Origin of the sequence: Advenella sp. (assembly GCF_052108595.1) — a bacterium.
GTDB lineage: Bacteria > Pseudomonadota > Gammaproteobacteria > Burkholderiales > Burkholderiaceae_B > Advenella.
Genome location: NZ_JBQEAU010000018.1, coordinates 1 through 15,870, shown reverse-complemented (window position 1 = coordinate 15,870; position 15,870 = coordinate 1). Strand labels below are relative to the sequence as shown.

Genomic DNA, 15,870 nt, shown 5'->3' with positions numbered 1-15,870 from the left:
CAAAACTGGCGAAAGCCAGGCATTGTATGTTCATCTTGCACAAGGGGTAAGGTCAATCACGCCGATGGTGTATTCAGGGTGAAATCAAGAAAGCTCTCCACCGCCGGAGACAATGATGACCGGTGCCTAGCGAAGACTGCGATACGCCAAGTGACAGTAGGTTGTGATAACGGACGAAACGTCAAGCCAAATCCCTCTGCCAGATCTCGGGCCATCGATGGACAGATCACGTAGCCATGGCGAACCCGCAACATGGAAAGCGCAGTATTGACGCGATGCACGGAAATAATTCTGGGAGGATGGTGTCGTTGTGGTACGTTGCTCAATACGTTTACGGTGAGGTTAGGCATATAGTTGATGAGTGGCCTGTTGCTCAGTTCCTTCCAGCATACCGATTTGTTTGCCGCTAACGGATCATCCCGTCGTAAGGCTACCCATAGCGGATCGGCCCTGACCATATGAGCTTGTATAGCCTCGTCAACCGGCACGCCTTCCGGCCCAAATCCGATGTCTGCACTGCCGCTATGCAGACGAGACAATACCTGTTCGATGGGCACATCTTCAAATCGGACGTCAATACCCGGATTCTGTTTCTCATAGCGAGCGATGAGCTCAGGAAGCAACGTACAGGATAAAGGCTCCGGCGCGGCAACGCGTACCACGCCCCTGCGCAACTCCTTGAGGTTAGTAACACTCTCCAGGGCCTCTTCCAAATTACCAAGCAGTCGACGCACCAGGGGTTCAAATGCGACACCTACTGGCGATGCGCTAACATTGCGCGTATCACGATCCAGCAGACGTACGCCCAATCGGCTTTCCAGCTCCTTGACCAGACCGCTGAGTGCCGCCTGCGACAAATGCATTGTACTGGCGGCCTCTGAAAAACTGCCGGATTCAAGAACGGCAAGGAATGCACGCAACTGACGGAGCGTGATTTCCGGCGTAGAGGCGCGTCGCTTCGGTTCGGAATCATACATGGATTTATAACCCAGGCCTTTAAATTGAAAAGAAAATCAAGCTTGTCCGTATAGAGCCGGCGACCTATTATATCAGCAGGTCTGCGCCTGCCCTGCTTGTCAGGCGACCCGCCAGCGGTACAACGATTCAAATAACCAGGAGACAATAATGGGAATAAATCGACGCATGTTGTTGGGAACGGCTGTTGCGGGTATCTGCAGCGGCCTCGCTCCACGGGCATTTTCCCGGGAAGACTGGCCGTCACGTCCGGTTAAAATTGTCTCACCCTATGGAGTTGGTGGCCCTAATGATCTGTCCGCGCGAATGATTGGCGACTATCTTGCACGGCATCTGGGACAGGCTTTTATTGTCGAGAACAAAACCGGGGCCGGAACGCGGGTTGGCAATAGCTTCGTCGCACATGCACCGAATGACGGATACACCATTTTGTATGCTGCGGCGCCCTACGCAACGCTGGAAGCACTGTATGGACCGCTGCAATATGATCCGCGCAAGGATCTGCAACCTGTCGCCATGACCGCAGTAGCACCACTTTTTTTGGTTGTCAATGCAAAAACATCGATAGGTTCTGTCAAGGATTTGATCAGCTACGGAAAAGCGCAATCCAAGGGTTTGACTTTTGGTTCTCCAGGCTATGGCTCGTTACCTCACCTGGCCAGCGAACTACTCTTTCGCAATGCAAAAGTAAAGGGACTTACCGTTCAATATCGCGGCGATGTTGCTGCTTATACCGATTTACTAGCCGGGGGACGAATTGACGCGACGCTGACCGCAATCACGGCCGCACTTCCGCACATCCGCAGCGGAAGCTTGCGTGTGCTTGGCGTAGCCTCTACCACGCCTAGTGCAATTTATCCCGCAGCGGCCCCGCTGAGTGAACAGGGGTTATCGGATGTCGTTGCATCCGGCTGGTATGGATTCATGGCCCCGGCTGCTGTACCTGCAGATATTGTGAAACGACTGGATGAGCAGATCAATCGGGCGTTGTCTGATCCAGACATACAGCAAAAGCTGTCAGCACTGGGGCTGGAACCCCGGCAAAGTACCGCCGCCCAGTTCGGCGAATTCATTGATGCCGAAACGCGAAAATGGACTCAGGTAATCAAAGCGGCTGGCATAAAGGGAACGTGAATTTTTTCCCGGCAGAAATCGAGTACTTGATTGAGTATTAATTTATAACTCAACAAAGTATTGCCGTTTGTTATATCGATCGGGGTCCTTGTATGTACACACAGCCTATTGAAAGTCAAATACATCAACGGTGTCGCTATCGCCGAAACTGGGCTGGCCCTTTTCCCGTCCATCGTTTCAAGGCTTTTCGAAATGCAGCCGCATCATTGAACCCCAGCATTTCCGTCTTTTTTTAAATTTACGGATTTGGGCACAGTATGATCACTGCCCTATTTTCAAACCCCGTTGCTTTACCAGATTCGTCCATTTATCGCGGTCGGTCTGTACAAACTTGAGCAAGCCCTCTGGAGATCCCGGCGCAATTTTCATTCCAGCGGCGGTTACAGCTTCTCCAAACTTCTGGGTCTTAACGATATCAGCAAGATATCCGTTAAGCCGTTCGATCCGTTGCGGTGACACGCCCTTTGTGGTTGCCAGGGCAAACCACTGGCTCGCGTCGTACCCGTCAATGCCCGCCTCGGCCACTGTCGGCACGTTCTTTAACGATGGCAAACGGTAAGTTGTGGTCACCGCATAGGCTTGCAACGCGCCCGACGAGATATGAGGTAGTACCGGTGTGGGGCCAAGTATCGCAAGCGGCACCTGTGCACCAACAACATCGGATACTGCTTGTCCGCCTCCTTTATAGGGTACCTGCACCATTTGCGTGCCGGCGAGCTGGTTGATCATTTCTCCGGCCAGATGTTGCGAGGTGCCAGTGCCTGAAGTCGCATAATTCCATTTATGCGGGTTTTGTTTTGCATTTGCTATAACGTCAGCGAAACTATGCTGTGGGTTGGAAGCGGGGCCCACAATAATCATTGGACCTTCTGCAAGCATGATCACGGGATCCAGCCCTTTACCGATACCCGGTTCTTCACGCGGAAAGATAATGGGGCCGGGAACAGTAATAAGCAGCGTATCATCCGGCCGGCTGTTGGCAACCAGGTTCAATGCCAGTGAGCCCGATGCACCGGGTCGGTTTTCTACAACAACGCTTTTTCCAAGCTTTTTCGCCAACTGTTCGGCTGCAATACGCGTCAGAATATCTGCCGTGCCGCCGGGCGCGAAGCCTACGATCCACCGCACGGGTCGCTGCGGCCAACTTGCTTCGGCCTCTGGTGTCGCCGCAAGCGAGATATGGCTCTGCACCAGCATTGCTGCTGCTAAAAATACACATTTTTTTGGAATATTCATGTGACCCAACTTGATGGATGATTATTGTGAATCCGGCGTACCGGGCAAAGTATGGGGATACGTTTTCGCACTTTCATTGAACACGTTAACCATTTTTAGCATCGGCCCCAATACCCAGGTGTTAAATATCAGCACGTCCGTTTCTTCTTTGGGGTCTGAGAGCAGATTGAATAAATAAGGCGACTCCAGTTTTCCTTCGCCTTTATTGACTTCGGGTTCCCAATAAAAATGCAGTTTCCAATGTCTCCATTTCACTGCGCGAAGCTCGTTTTTTATATAAAACAAAAAACCTTCCCGACACGATGCCTTTTGTTTCCCTGTAAAAAACGCTGTTTGATCTACGCCATCTATCGGTCGATCCGTCGGCAAGCCGGCTCCCGCGATTGCAGCTAACGTGGCATACAAATCAGTCACATGAACGATTTCGTTGGTTGTGCAGCCAGCTTTCACGCGCCCAGGCCATCGGATAATAAATGGCACGCGCAAACTACCTTCCATGGCCGTATGATAGGTTCCGCTCCAGGGGCCTGCCGTTCCGCGATAGGGGCGACGAAATTCGGGACCATTATCGCTGCAAAAAATGAAAACCGTGTTCTCTGCGATTCCGAGCTGCTGCACAGCGGCATCAATTTGCCCGACTCGATGATCCATTTCAACCATTGCATCTGCAAAGTCGCCGGCATTGGTGCGGCCCGCAAAATCGCGATGTGGCAGCGTGGGAAAGTGAAGATGGACCATTGGAAGATAGAGAAAAAAAGCCCTGTTATCCTCCGTGTTACGCTTCATAAAATGAATAGACTTTTCAACCAGCTCCGCGTCGATCTCTCGTCTCGTTTCCAAATCGTATACTTTGACGTTATCGGTAGGGCCGTTTTTCTGCCCTTGCATAATGTAGGGCAAATCGACGACTGTCGGATCAAAGCCAACGGTCGACGTAAACTGACTTTCATCGGTCGTACGAGGAATACCGTACCACTCATCGAAACCGCGATCACTTGGATAGCGTCCCGGGCAGTCACCCAGATGCCACTTGCCAAAATGCGCTGTGGCGTAGCCTTGGTCACTCAATAATTGCGCCAGCGTTATTTCATTTCGGTTCAGCCCTTGAGGCAGCCCGGCAGGAACTGATTGCAAACAGCCAGTCCGGATCGGATGACGTCCACTCATCAACGCCGAACGGGTCGGTACGCAATCGCTTTCAACATTAAAGTTATGCAGCAACATGCCCTGCGTCGCGAGACGATCAATATTGGGCGTGGGGGCTCCACGCAACGCACCACCGCCATAGCAGCCCAGCTCGCCCCAACCGAGGTTATCGGCAACGATTAATACGATATTCGGCGAGGAATCCGGCATCTGTACCTCAAAAAATGATTGTTTGACAAAATATCTTTCAAGTGTAGGACCAGTCTCGTACAATTTGATTCCAGTTCCACATATATCGATGAATATTATTTATGAATTTAAGTTTCCGCGACATCGAGTACTTTCTAACCCTGGCCGAGTCCGGACATATGGGTCGGGCCGCGGCAGTGCATGGCGTGACGCAATCCGCCCTATCCAAATCGTTGAGCAGACTGGAAAAGGAAACCGGTCTGACGCTATTTGAACGTTCGTCACGCCGCATATGGCTTAATGCGTCAGGCCGGGCTTTTGTAGACCATGCAAGACTTCTTTATGCGCAATATCAGGATGCCTTGCAAAATACGAGCGCCTTGCAGACGGGTGCAGCAGGAATGTTAAGAATTGGCGCCACCGCAATTACGCTGGATAACATTGTCGCCCCTGCACTGCAATGGCTCATGCCCAAGCGCCCTGCCCTCAAGGTATCATTGACAACCGGACTATCGGATGCGCTATTTGAGCAGGTAAAACACGGGGATCTGGATCTGGTCATTGCTCCGATCTATGGCGACAGCATTGCGGAGCTGGATCATAAAGTATTGATGCAAGATACGATGAAGATCGTTGCAAGCACGCACCATCCTGTATTTGATACGCCTACGCTTCACATTGCCGAACTTCAGGCGTATGGCTGGATCGTGCCATTAGTGGGTTCTTCAGCGCGGCAAGCCTTGCTGCACTGGCTTAACGAGCAAGGGCTGAACGAGCCGCGGGTCGCTTTGGAAGTGCCACTCGTATCACGGGGTATTCTGGATATCGTTGCGAGCACAGACTTTATCTCATTTGCTCCCGAATCCTTACTCCAGCGAGACATGGGTTCGGGTGTTGCGGCGCTCCCAATCGCATTGCCGCAACGCAGAAAACTCTGCCTGCTCTCCCGAAAAGGCGCGCATTGGACCCCCTTAATGGAAGGCTTCAGAGATGCGGTGGAACACTGCATCTGAAGCAGCCACTACTGTTATTACCGCTTGACTTATGGTAGCAAGCGCATGACTGCGTCGGCATATGGCTTAGGAACTTCCTGTGGAAGATGATGCCCCGCGTTGCTCACAAGGATTTTCTCGTACTTTCCCACAAAATGTGGACGATCTAAATCGACTGGCATGGGTGAATCTACGCCATTTTCCTCGCCCTCTGGAACAATGCTGGGCTCGTGTTTGGCGGGCTTTAATGCAAGAAGCGCTTCAATTTCGTCGTATGCAGGATCACCAGTCACGGGGTTGAATCGATGTCGGTATGACAATACCCATCCCGAAAAATATCCCATCGTTGCTCAGTAACATTCTATAAGCTCTCACAGCTTCTTCATGATCCCTGAGACTAAAGCTGATCAGCAAATCGACTTAGCTTCTTTAAATATCCGTTACGTTTCGGCCTAGTACGCTAATGCAAGCTGATTGATTGACAATCAGCCTCGAGACGTCGCAATGCGCTATAGACAAAAAAATAAGTCCAACCATGAAGATAATTCTCAAAATATCCCAAATTACGCGTATACCCCAGTAGTCATTTATTTTATACAAAACTAAACTTTGCGTACGATATATTTATTTTGTATACAAAACCTATGGATAGAATAGAAAAAAAGGCCAATCAATCTGTCTATGACGAGGTAAACGCCTTGTTAAATGACATGCTGAAGGATATTACCGAGCCCATTCGCGTTCGGGAAGAGGATCTTGCGAATCAATTAGGCGTTAGTCGGACCCCCGTTCGAGAAGCGCTGATTAGGCTCGAAAGCACCGGTTTGGTCAGCCTGCGCCCCGGGCGGGGCGCTTTATTGATTCCGACTACAGACGATGAGTATGTCGAGTGGCTAAGACTACGCGAGACGCTTGAGGGTTTTGCCGCGAGCGAAGCTGCGCTCAACTCCTCGCAGCGAGACGTGGAACGGCTGCGTGCTTTGTTCGAGCCATTCCTCGGAGACGAGGGGCCCGAGAGCGCTGCCGATGCCTATGCCCAGGCCAATGTAATTTTTCACAAAGAGATAATGGCGCTGGCTAACAATCGCTTGCTCGAACGAGTATGGGCAGCCTTCGGCCATCGCCAGACCACGTATCGTCGGCAGACTATTAAGCGTTTGCGTCGCAGCAGTGATTCATTGCGTGAGCACATGGCTATCATCGATGCTATCGCCCTACGGGATGCCGAACTCGCCGAAAAGCTTGCCCGCGCGCATGTACGAGCCCTTCACACCGCGTTTGTACGGGCACTTGCTGATTCGTAGAACACAAGCGCCAATTAATCCACCCGCCATCTATGTGCATTTTTATCGAACTTTAAATGAAATTCTTAATTTTTATTGACTATGGTCAGCCCCGGCTAGGATTGCTACTAGGTGATAACAAGGTCATTGCTTTGGCTGAGCTACTCGGTTTATTCCCAGATCACGGTTTGGCCAAAATTCCCACGTGTATCAACGAGTTGATAATGCTCGGAGATAAAGGGACAGACATCATTCAAAATTGCCTGAACAAAGGGGTTCCGGACATTCAAATGAGACTCCTGGATGATGTTCAGGTGCTTCCCCCACTTAAGATGACCAAGAACGTTTTCTGTGTGGGGCGCAATTATCGCGACCATATAATCGAGGGCAACCTGGCGCGCGGTCGCCCTGCCGATGCGTTTCCGGAAGCTATCGAATTTTTTTCAAAACCTCCGACTGCAGTAGTGGGCCATCGTGCGAACGTTTGCAGATATGCCAAGCTGACCGACACGCTGGATTATGAGGTCGAATTGGCCATCGTCATAGGCACGCGCGGAAAAAATATTAGCCGAAACGATGCTTTGAAGCATGTCTTTGGTTATACGATCGTCAACGACATTACAGCGCGCAACCTGCAGCAGCTCCATGGCCAATGGCTCAAAGGAAAAAGCCTGGATACGACTTGTCCAATGGGGCCAGTCGTCGTTCATCATTCAGCCATCGACAACGCAAACAACCTCGATGTATCACTCACATTGAATGGCGAACTTCGCCAGTCCGACAACACCTCATCAATGATTTTCAGCATAGAAGCAATCATCGAACAGCTCTCTGCGGGAATGACACTGGAACCGGGCGATGTGATCGCGACAGGCACCCCCAAAGGTGTCGGGTTCGCAATGACACCGCCTTCCTGTTTAAAGACTGGCGATGTTGTGTCAGCTTCGGTTCAACACGTGGGAACGCTCACAAACACCATATCCGATTGATCATCAGGCTCGTGCGCTTTTACCGAAATAAAGGAGAAACTATATGACTTTGCCTAAAGACCTCTTACCCTATGCGAGCGGTGATCTCGCCTCCCGCTATCTTGATGTCGAGTCACTTCCGTGGAAGCCAACACCTACCCCCGGAATCGACATGAAAATACTGCTAGATATTCCCGAAACCGGTCTATTGACAGCGCTCTTCCGTTGGAAGCCTGGCACAGTGCTGCCTTTGCATGAACACATAGAAATTGAGCAGACCTATGTTCTAAGCGGAAGTATTGTTGATGACGAAGGTGAAGTGCTTGCAGGAAATTACGTTTGGCGACCAAAAGGCAATCGTCATATTGCTCGCTCGCCTGATGGTGCGTTAGTGTTGTCATTTTTTCTCAAACCAAACAAATTTCTCGAAGGCTCGCTGGCTGGACAGGAACTGAAGTAGCACTACTTCCCACATTGCATCTTCAAATTATAAAGAGGAGACATTCTATGTCGTTCAATATGAAAACTATCGTCACGACTGTAGCGTCGGTATTGTTCGCAGCCGTTTCAAGTCAGGCGTCTGCAGAGTTCAAGGAACGCAAGGCCAAATTTAGCTACCCCGTCAGTCAGACAAACCCAGTTGGTATGGCGACCAACAAGTTCATAGATATCGTAAACAAAAAGACAGATGGAAAATTCAAAATCGTGGGTTACGCAGATGCGCAGCTAGGCAATGAGCTTCAGGCGATGTCTTCAGCTCAGGGTGGAATTATCGAGTTGACGGTCGTATCCACGGCGGGCGCTGCGAACAACGTAAAAGAGCTGGGCATTTTCGATCTGCCCTTTCTATTTCAATCGGTTAAAGAAGCAGATGCAGTAACCGACGGGCCTGTCGGACAGAGTCTACTCGACACATTTTCAACCAAAAACTTAGTTGGCTTGTGTTATTGGGACTACGGTTTTCGGCAGGTAACCAACAGCAAGCATCCCATTAAGACGCTCGAGGACTTCAATGGGCTGAAACTACGCACGTTGCAGAACCGCATATATATCGACACATTCAAGGCGTTAGGCGCCAACCCACTGCCACTTCCGTATCCAGAAACCTACTCGGCGCTGGAAAGCAAGGCGATTGACGGTCAGGAAAGTGCTTATCTTGTCACTAAGAGTAGCGGATATCAGGAAATTCAGAATTACTTGACCGAAACAAATCACGTATTTCTTCCCGCCGTGGTTATGGCAAGCAAGCGCTTCTGGGATCGCCTTGATCCTGAAGAGCAAACTGTATTGCGAGAAGCGTGCTCCGAGTCGCAAGCTTACCACCGTAAAGTCAGCCGCGAAATGGAAAAAGGAGTGGTAAAAGAACTCATCGCAGCAGGTTTGCAGTTCAATACCATCGCGCCGGCGGAACGGATCCGCATGATCGAAGCAACGGCTCCAGTGATGGAAAAATACAAGACCGAATTAGGCGCTGAGCTAGTCGACAAGACACTCGATACAATTCAGCAGATTCGAGCACAATAATAACAAGCATACCGCCGCTGATGGTTGACATCGCAGCGGCCGTTTTACGACTATTTATCAAACCACTTGGCGAGATGGTCAGACTCGTGTTTGTTCAGTTTCATTTGAGCAAAAGCCTCGTGGCTATTTATTCTAGGACATCATGATGTCAAAATTAATACTAGCTTACTTCACACTATTGAAGTTCATCATCGTTGCCTGCCTCGCTGCGATGGTGGTGATGGTATTTTCCAATGTTGTCATGCGTTATGCATTTAATACCGGGCTGCCCGTATCTGAGGAGCTCGCACGTTGGTGCTTTGTCTGGCTCACTTTTCTAGGATCAATTCTAGTGCTTCATGATCGGTCTCACCTAGGCGTGGACCTTGTCATTCAAGCATTGAACCCAAGTATGCGCAAACTATGCCTAATTGTCGCTTCGGCGTTGATGATTTACGCTACCTGGTTGATCTTGGTCGGTAGCGTGGAGCAAACCATCTTGAATATGGGTGCCAGTGCGCCGGCCACCGGTCTTTCCCAAGGCTGGTTCTTCGGTGTAGGCGTAGTATTTGCTCTGTCGACGGGGATTATCTTGATATATCAGTTGATAGTACTTCTCAAGACACCAGCAAGCGAACTGGATGCAGTAATCACCAACCATAGCTCAGGGGCTGAATAATGACGCTTGCGATATTTGTCTTTGTACTATTTGCTGGCCTGGCGATTGGTCTGCCAGTCGCTTATGCTCTGATATTAACAGGCGTTGCCTTAATGTATCATCTGGATTTTTATGACGCCCAAATAGTTGCGCAGAATCTCCTGAATGGTGCGGATAGCTTTCCCTTGATGGCAGTACCGTTCTTCATGCTTGCTGGTGCGATCATGAATGCTGGCGGGTTATCAGGACGCATCGTCAATCTGGCGTTGGCACTCGTTGGCCATATCAAAGGTGGCTTGGGATACGTCACGATACTGGCCGCTTGCATACTAGCAAGCCTTTCTGGTTCGGCTGCGGCCGATGCTGCCGCGCTGTCGACACTGCTAGTGCCCATGATGATGAAAGCGGGCCATTCGAAAGGTCGCTCAGGCGGATTAGTCGCCTCATCGGGCATTATTGCTCTGGTCATTCCGCCTTCGATTGGCTTGGTCTTGATTGGTGTCACGGGCAATATTTCAATTACCGGACTATTTATGGCCGGAATCGTGCCCGGCATTCTAATGGGATTGTCCCTATCAGTTACCTGGTTTTTGGTTTCTCGAACAGAGAATACACAACCCTTGCCGCGAGTTGAGCGCAAGGACATTATGCGCACTTTAGTTGAAAGTTTTTGGGCGCTTTTGCTACCGGTCATTATTATCGTAGGTCTGCGCTTCGGTGTTTTCACCCCAACGGAAGCTGGCGTAGTCGCAGCAGTATATGCTCTATTTGTCGCGACGTGTATATACCGAGAATTGCGAATTCCCCAGCTATACAAGGTGTTCTTGGAATCTGCCAAGATGAGCGCTATGGTGATTTTTCTGGTCGCTGCTGCGCTCGTCTCGGGCTGGATGATCACCATTGCGGGCTTACCGCAGCAGGTAACGTCCCTTGTGGAGCCCTTCAAACACTCTCCCACGTTGATGATGCTAGTCATCGTTGGGCTGATTATCTTGATCGGAACAGCGATGGACATGATTCCAATCGTCCTAATCCTTGTACCTGTTCTGTTGCCCGCGGCGGTGGCTAGCGGAATTGATCCCGTATATTTTGGCATCATCTTCATGTTGGCTTGCTCGATTGGATTGATTACGCCACCGGTCGGAGCAGTGCTCAATGTCGTGGCAGGCGCCACCAAGGCAAGAATGGTGGAACTGATTGCTGGAGTATGGCCATTCCTGCTTGCGCAATGTATTGTGCTACTGCTACTCGTAATATTTCCTCAGTTAGTGCTGACCCCATATCGATGGATTATGCAATAGGCTAATCACCACGCCATAAATACCCCATGAGCGACTATTTTAAATCCAAAGTTTGGATGAACTGAAAAGTGTGAAAGTAATCATAGAGGACTCACATGAAGAAACCTATTACCTTGAAAGGAGCTCGTGTAATGGTCTCAGCCGGTGCGTCGGGCATCGGGCTTGCCATTGCCCGGGCATTCGATACCGCGGGCGCGCAAGTTCACATTTGCGATATATCCGACACGGCTCTGAGTACGCTTCGTGACGTGGCCCCGAACTTTGGCATGTTCAAGGCTGATGTCTCCGACCCCGATGAAGTAAATTCCTGGTTTGACCACGCCCTACATGCAATGGGTGGGCTGGATGTTTTGATCAATAACGCGGGAATTGCCGGTCCGACAGCCGGCATCGAAAAAATAGCCATCGACGAATGGGACCGCACAATGGCCGTCAATGTGCGCAGTCAGTTTCTATGCTCTCGCCGTGCCATCGGCTCCCTCAAAGAATCGAACCGAGCCACTATCATCAATCTGAGTTCTGTAGCGGGGCGCATCGGATATCCTTTGCGCTGCGCCTACGCTGCTTCAAAATGGGCAGTCATAGGGATGACTCAAAGCCTTGCCATTGAGTTGGGCGAGCATGACATCACCGTGAATGCCATATTACCCGGCATCGTTGAAAGCGAAAGAGTCAATAAAGTGGTTTCTGCCAAGGCGCTTGTCAAAAGTATTCCAGAAGCTCAAATGCGCGCCGAGATTTTGGAGAATGTGGCTTTGCATCGGATGGTACCCATGGAACATATCGCAGACACAGCACTGTTTCTTGCCTCTCCCGCCGGGCGTAGCGTGACCGGCCAGAGCATGAACATCTGCGCAGGCGTACAGGCATTAAAGTAAGAATGACGGAATCAACCCCGTTTTTTCACATGAATATCAAATCAATTAAAGGAGACGGTCAATGAGCCTCGATTATCTAAAAGCAACATTTGGCCTTGAAGGGTACACTGCGCTGATCACAGGCGCAGGGACAGGACTCGGGTATGCCATTGCCTACAGCTTGGGAAATGCCGGTGCTAGAATCATCGTCAACGATCTGTCGCTGGCCACTTGTGAGGAAGCTGTTGCCAAGCTGAGGATTCTGGGTATTGAATCGCGGGCGGCGAGTTTCGACGTGTCGAACGCAGCGGCAGTGCAAGATGCGTGCAGCCAATTGGCTGCGGAAGGATGGCATGTAAATATTCTCGTAAGCAATGCGGGCAACCAGAATCGCATGCCGGTTATTGAACAGACCACTGAAGCGTGGCAATCCCTGTTCAATGTCCATGTAAATGGCGCCTTTAACTGCACTCGCGCAGTACTTCCTCATATGATGGCCGAAGGTCATGGACGGATCATTCTTATATCTTCCGTGGCCGCGCTAGCCTCAATGCCCGGTATATCGGCCTACTCTGCCTCTAAGGGTGCGCTAGCAGCGTTTACGCGTTCACTCGCAGTCGAGTACGGCGAACATGGCATAACCTGCAATGCGCTAGCCCCAGGATTTGTCAAAACGAACTTCACCGCCGCACTACAGCAGCGTGAACAATTCAACGATTTTGTATTGGACTCCGTACCTCTGAGGCGTTGGGCGCAACCCGAAGACATCGCTCCAGCGACAGTTTACCTTGCCTCTCAGGCTGGAAGTTTCGTCAATGGTCATCTTCTAACCATTGATGGTGGCTTGCTCGCAAGAATGTGAGATATATCCACCAGATCTTCTTTCAGTAGCATGATACGACCAACATCATAACAAAGGGGTGACAATGTTTTTGCACATAGTATTAATGCAATTTAGCAATAAGGCTGATACCCGATTTTTTCAGCAAGTAGTACATCACACAACGCTCGTAAAACGTGAATGCGAAGGTCTGCTCATGTATCACTTTGGGGAGAACATAGCAGATCGATCTCAGGGCTACACGCACGCTACCAGTGCCGCTTTCGCCAACTCAGCGGCACACGATGTCTATCAAGCCTGCCCATCCCATGTGGCGATGAAGCAGTTCATGGAGCCCTATATCGAACGAATCGTAGTCTACGACGGAATGCTCCCCTCCGCTTCAAAGGCCCTCAATGTTAATGATGAACACGCGTGAATCTCTGGTCGGACCCATCTTTTGTGCTACCCGCGGCGCATCACCCATTCACTGAAGGGTAGCCAGCCCTGCAACGCCGGACTCAGCAGCTCAATTTCAGGCTAAAGTGCCTCGCACAAACAATGATCGCTGACCACCCAATCGTCGGCGCTCGAAAGTGTTAAATGCCAGGCCATTGTGAAAATCAGCCGCCCTGAATTGTAAACATCGCATCAAAAATTTCCCAATAGGAGAAAAAATGACGCAAGCCAACCAACCCGCTATCAGTCGATTCCCGGTCCCTGAGCTCAAGGATATGCCTGAGGACATTCGGACACGGATTCTCGAGGTTCAGGAAAAATCCGGATTCATTCCGAATGTTTTCTTGACGCTTGCGCACCGGCCCGACGAGTTCCGCGCTTTCTTCGCTTATCACGATGCGCTTATGGAAAAGCCCGGCAATCTGACCAAAGCAGAGCGTGAAATGATCGTTGTGGCAACAAGCAGCCTTAACCAATGCCAATATTGCGTCATCGCTCACGGCGCTATCTTGCGCATACGCGCCAAAGACCCCCTTATTGCCGATCAAATTGCTACGAACTATCGTAAAGCCAACATCACTGATCGCCAGAAGGCCATGCTGGATTTCGCGATACTGGTCTCGCAAAACGCGCACGTAGTCGGTGAACCCGACTTCGAAACACTGAAACGGCACGGTTTTACCGATGATGACATTTGGGATATTGCCGGCATTTCAGCATTTTTCGGCATGTCAAATCGCCTCGCAAATGTGACTAGCATGAGCCCCAACGCCGAGTTCTACTCGCTTGGGCGGTAAAGGGAACCCGGCTCATTTCCAACGAAGGCACGACAAACGCAATTTTTTCGCGTTTAAGGCTTGGATATAAGGTTAAGTTATTGATGCTTTTGAAATATGATTTTGCTTAACACCGCTTGTGACAAACCGTAATAAACACGCCTTATGTGCTACAGCCTTAGGGATATAAAGAAACCTTCGACCATGGTAATCGCCATGCCGGCTACCATCATGACGATACCACCCCAGTCAGATATTTACCCAGATGCCCGGTTTTCAGATAAAGGCTCGCGCCCTGGGGACCGGCGACCAACTCCGGATACTCGCCAGGCGGCAGACGCAACCAGCTACCCTGCTCATACTCGTGTGCCGCCTCATTCAGGCTTCCTTCGAGCACCAGCAATTCCACCCCTTCGACAAACTGACTGAAGATCCGGGCGCCGGCCGCTAGCTTCTCCAGCGACACCCGCTCACGCTCGTCCGTGAACAAGGCGCAGGACTCTCCCTTACTGTGCCTGATCCAGGTTGAAGGTTCCCGCGTGTTGATTCGCACGCTGCGGCTCTCACCTTCTGGCATTTGCCGTAGCTTTACGAATATAGTGGCGCCCTCACGGGTAAACGGTTGGTGACTGGAATCAGGCGGATTACGCAAATACCAGCCCACCGGGTAATCGCCGTTTTCGTCAGAAAATGTTCCTGACAGCACCAGGATTTCTTCGCCACCGGGATGTTGATGCCCCGGAAAACGGGACGCTGGCGCATAGCGTACGATGCTGGTCGCCCGGGCTTTCTCTTGACCGACCCGATCCAGCATCACACGCTCCACACCGGGCTGCGGCGAGGCGACCCACTGATAGTGCTGCGGCAACACGACAGCACGCTGTAAAAAATTAGAATGTATCAACATAGCTCAAGGGCGAAAAATATTCATGGGAAAAGCCAAGCGACGCCGTAGATCCTGACAACCGGCTGGGCATCGGGCAATGGTTCGAGTTGACCGACGACATCGTTCCTGAACAATGTGCTCTACAGATAAGCGCTCGCAGTGTCGTAGTTGTCAAAACCATGGAGCAGCTGAACATCCTCGTAACACACTTGCAATTTTATCAGCTTGGTTCTGCTGATCGACTCGAAAAACGGGGCTTGTATTTATCATACACCGCAGTTACCGCAGCACGGCTCTGTTCATCGATTGTCAAACTTATCATCGTCTACATGTAATGTAACCTCAGGGGACAATGTCGAATCAGGATTATCAGGACAGGACTTGGCTGATCGTCAAATCAATGTATGCCGGAATATGAATGCCCGACATACAGCGATTATGCTTTCATGATCAAGATGGCACTCATGGGAGATCACTGCAACCATCAATCGTGACGTCAGAATTGACTACCTCGTTATTAATTGTCGATATCGCTCCATTGTGCTTCGAGAGCCACTTGCATAACGCCAAGCTCCCTGCGCTACGCCCTCATTGCAACGTCACCCTCCCAGCCAGGCTTTCCCGCGGTATGGGGAAACAACAAAAATTGGACATCCGCTCCCTTTCGTTGCTACTATAAACCGCATG

16 protein-coding genes are annotated in these 15,870 nt (G+C 50.6%); 12 read left to right on the top strand and 4 right to left on the bottom strand.

Annotated features, from left to right (window positions below; genetic code table 11):
• Positions 1 to 56: 56 nt before the first annotated feature.
• Complete coding sequence (locus ACTIKR_RS05130; RefSeq protein WP_193090110.1) at positions 57 to 977, bottom strand: LysR family transcriptional regulator; 921 nt, start codon at positions 975 to 977, stop codon at positions 57 to 59.
• A 148-nt stretch (positions 978 to 1,125) separates the two neighbouring features.
• Between ACTIKR_RS05130 and ACTIKR_RS05125 the strand changes: the two genes are divergently transcribed.
• Positions 1,126 to 2,109 (top strand): Bug family tripartite tricarboxylate transporter substrate binding protein, encoded by a 984-nt coding sequence (locus tag ACTIKR_RS05125; protein ID WP_193090109.1) that lies wholly within the window; start codon positions 1,126 to 1,128, stop codon positions 2,107 to 2,109.
• A gap of 261 nt (positions 2,110 to 2,370) precedes the next feature.
• Here ACTIKR_RS05125 and ACTIKR_RS05120 read toward each other — a convergent pair whose 3' ends face one another.
• A complete protein-coding gene (locus ACTIKR_RS05120; RefSeq protein ID WP_226817269.1) occupies positions 2,371 to 3,306 on the bottom strand; it encodes a Bug family tripartite tricarboxylate transporter substrate binding protein in 936 nt (311 codons plus the stop codon).
• A 60-nt stretch (positions 3,307 to 3,366) separates the two neighbouring features.
• A complete protein-coding gene (locus ACTIKR_RS05115) occupies positions 3,367 to 4,701 on the bottom strand; it encodes an arylsulfatase (RefSeq protein ID WP_442327281.1) in 1,335 nt (444 codons plus the stop codon).
• Positions 4,702 to 4,802: 101 nt separating this feature from the next.
• Here ACTIKR_RS05115 and ACTIKR_RS05110 point away from each other — a divergent pair, with 101 nt between their 5' ends.
• The 11 genes from ACTIKR_RS05110 (at position 4,803) to ACTIKR_RS05060 (ending at position 14,318) form a co-directional block, all read left to right on the top strand.
• Positions 4,803 to 5,693: a LysR family transcriptional regulator gene (locus ACTIKR_RS05110; protein WP_193090107.1), complete on the top strand. Its 891-nt coding sequence runs from the start codon at positions 4,803 to 4,805 to the stop codon at positions 5,691 to 5,693.
• Between the two features lie 623 nt (positions 5,694 to 6,316).
• Positions 6,317 to 6,976, top strand: coding sequence for a GntR family transcriptional regulator (locus tag ACTIKR_RS05105; protein ID WP_193090106.1), 660 nt, complete (start codon positions 6,317 to 6,319; stop codon positions 6,974 to 6,976).
• A gap of 56 nt (positions 6,977 to 7,032) precedes the next feature.
• Complete coding sequence (locus tag ACTIKR_RS05100) at positions 7,033 to 7,944, top strand: fumarylacetoacetate hydrolase family protein (RefSeq protein WP_193090105.1); 912 nt, start codon at positions 7,033 to 7,035, stop codon at positions 7,942 to 7,944.
• Positions 7,945 to 7,987: 43 nt separating this feature from the next.
• Positions 7,988 to 8,383, top strand: a complete 396-nt coding sequence (locus ACTIKR_RS05095) for a cupin domain-containing protein (protein ID WP_193090104.1) — start codon at positions 7,988 to 7,990, stop codon at positions 8,381 to 8,383.
• Between the two features lie 47 nt (positions 8,384 to 8,430).
• A complete protein-coding gene (locus tag ACTIKR_RS05090; protein ID WP_193090103.1) occupies positions 8,431 to 9,447 on the top strand; it encodes a TRAP transporter substrate-binding protein in 1,017 nt (338 codons plus the stop codon).
• A gap of 142 nt (positions 9,448 to 9,589) precedes the next feature.
• A complete protein-coding gene (locus tag ACTIKR_RS05085; RefSeq protein WP_226817268.1) occupies positions 9,590 to 10,105 on the top strand; it encodes a TRAP transporter small permease in 516 nt (171 codons plus the stop codon).
• On the top strand, positions 10,105 to 11,385 hold the full coding sequence (locus ACTIKR_RS05080) for a TRAP transporter large permease (RefSeq protein ID WP_442327273.1): 1,281 nt from the start codon (positions 10,105 to 10,107) through the stop codon (positions 11,383 to 11,385). The genes ACTIKR_RS05085 and ACTIKR_RS05080 overlap by 1 nt, the downstream gene beginning before the upstream one ends.
• A gap of 95 nt (positions 11,386 to 11,480) precedes the next feature.
• Positions 11,481 to 12,263, top strand: coding sequence for an SDR family oxidoreductase (locus ACTIKR_RS05075; protein WP_193090101.1), 783 nt, complete (start codon positions 11,481 to 11,483; stop codon positions 12,261 to 12,263).
• Between the two features lie 61 nt (positions 12,264 to 12,324).
• Positions 12,325 to 13,104, top strand: a complete 780-nt coding sequence (locus ACTIKR_RS05070; RefSeq protein WP_193090100.1) for an SDR family NAD(P)-dependent oxidoreductase — start codon at positions 12,325 to 12,327, stop codon at positions 13,102 to 13,104.
• A 64-nt stretch (positions 13,105 to 13,168) separates the two neighbouring features.
• Positions 13,169 to 13,501, top strand: coding sequence for a Dabb family protein (locus ACTIKR_RS05065; protein WP_226817267.1), 333 nt, complete (start codon positions 13,169 to 13,171; stop codon positions 13,499 to 13,501).
• Between the two features lie 238 nt (positions 13,502 to 13,739).
• Entirely contained in the window at positions 13,740 to 14,318 is a 579-nt protein-coding gene (locus tag ACTIKR_RS05060) for a peroxidase-related enzyme (RefSeq protein WP_193090098.1), read from the top strand.
• A gap of 208 nt (positions 14,319 to 14,526) precedes the next feature.
• Here the strand turns inward: ACTIKR_RS05060 and ACTIKR_RS05055 are convergent, their stop codons facing one another.
• A complete protein-coding gene (locus tag ACTIKR_RS05055) occupies positions 14,527 to 15,204 on the bottom strand; it encodes a cupin domain-containing protein (protein WP_442327272.1) in 678 nt (225 codons plus the stop codon).
• Positions 15,205 to 15,870: the final 666 nt, after the last annotated feature.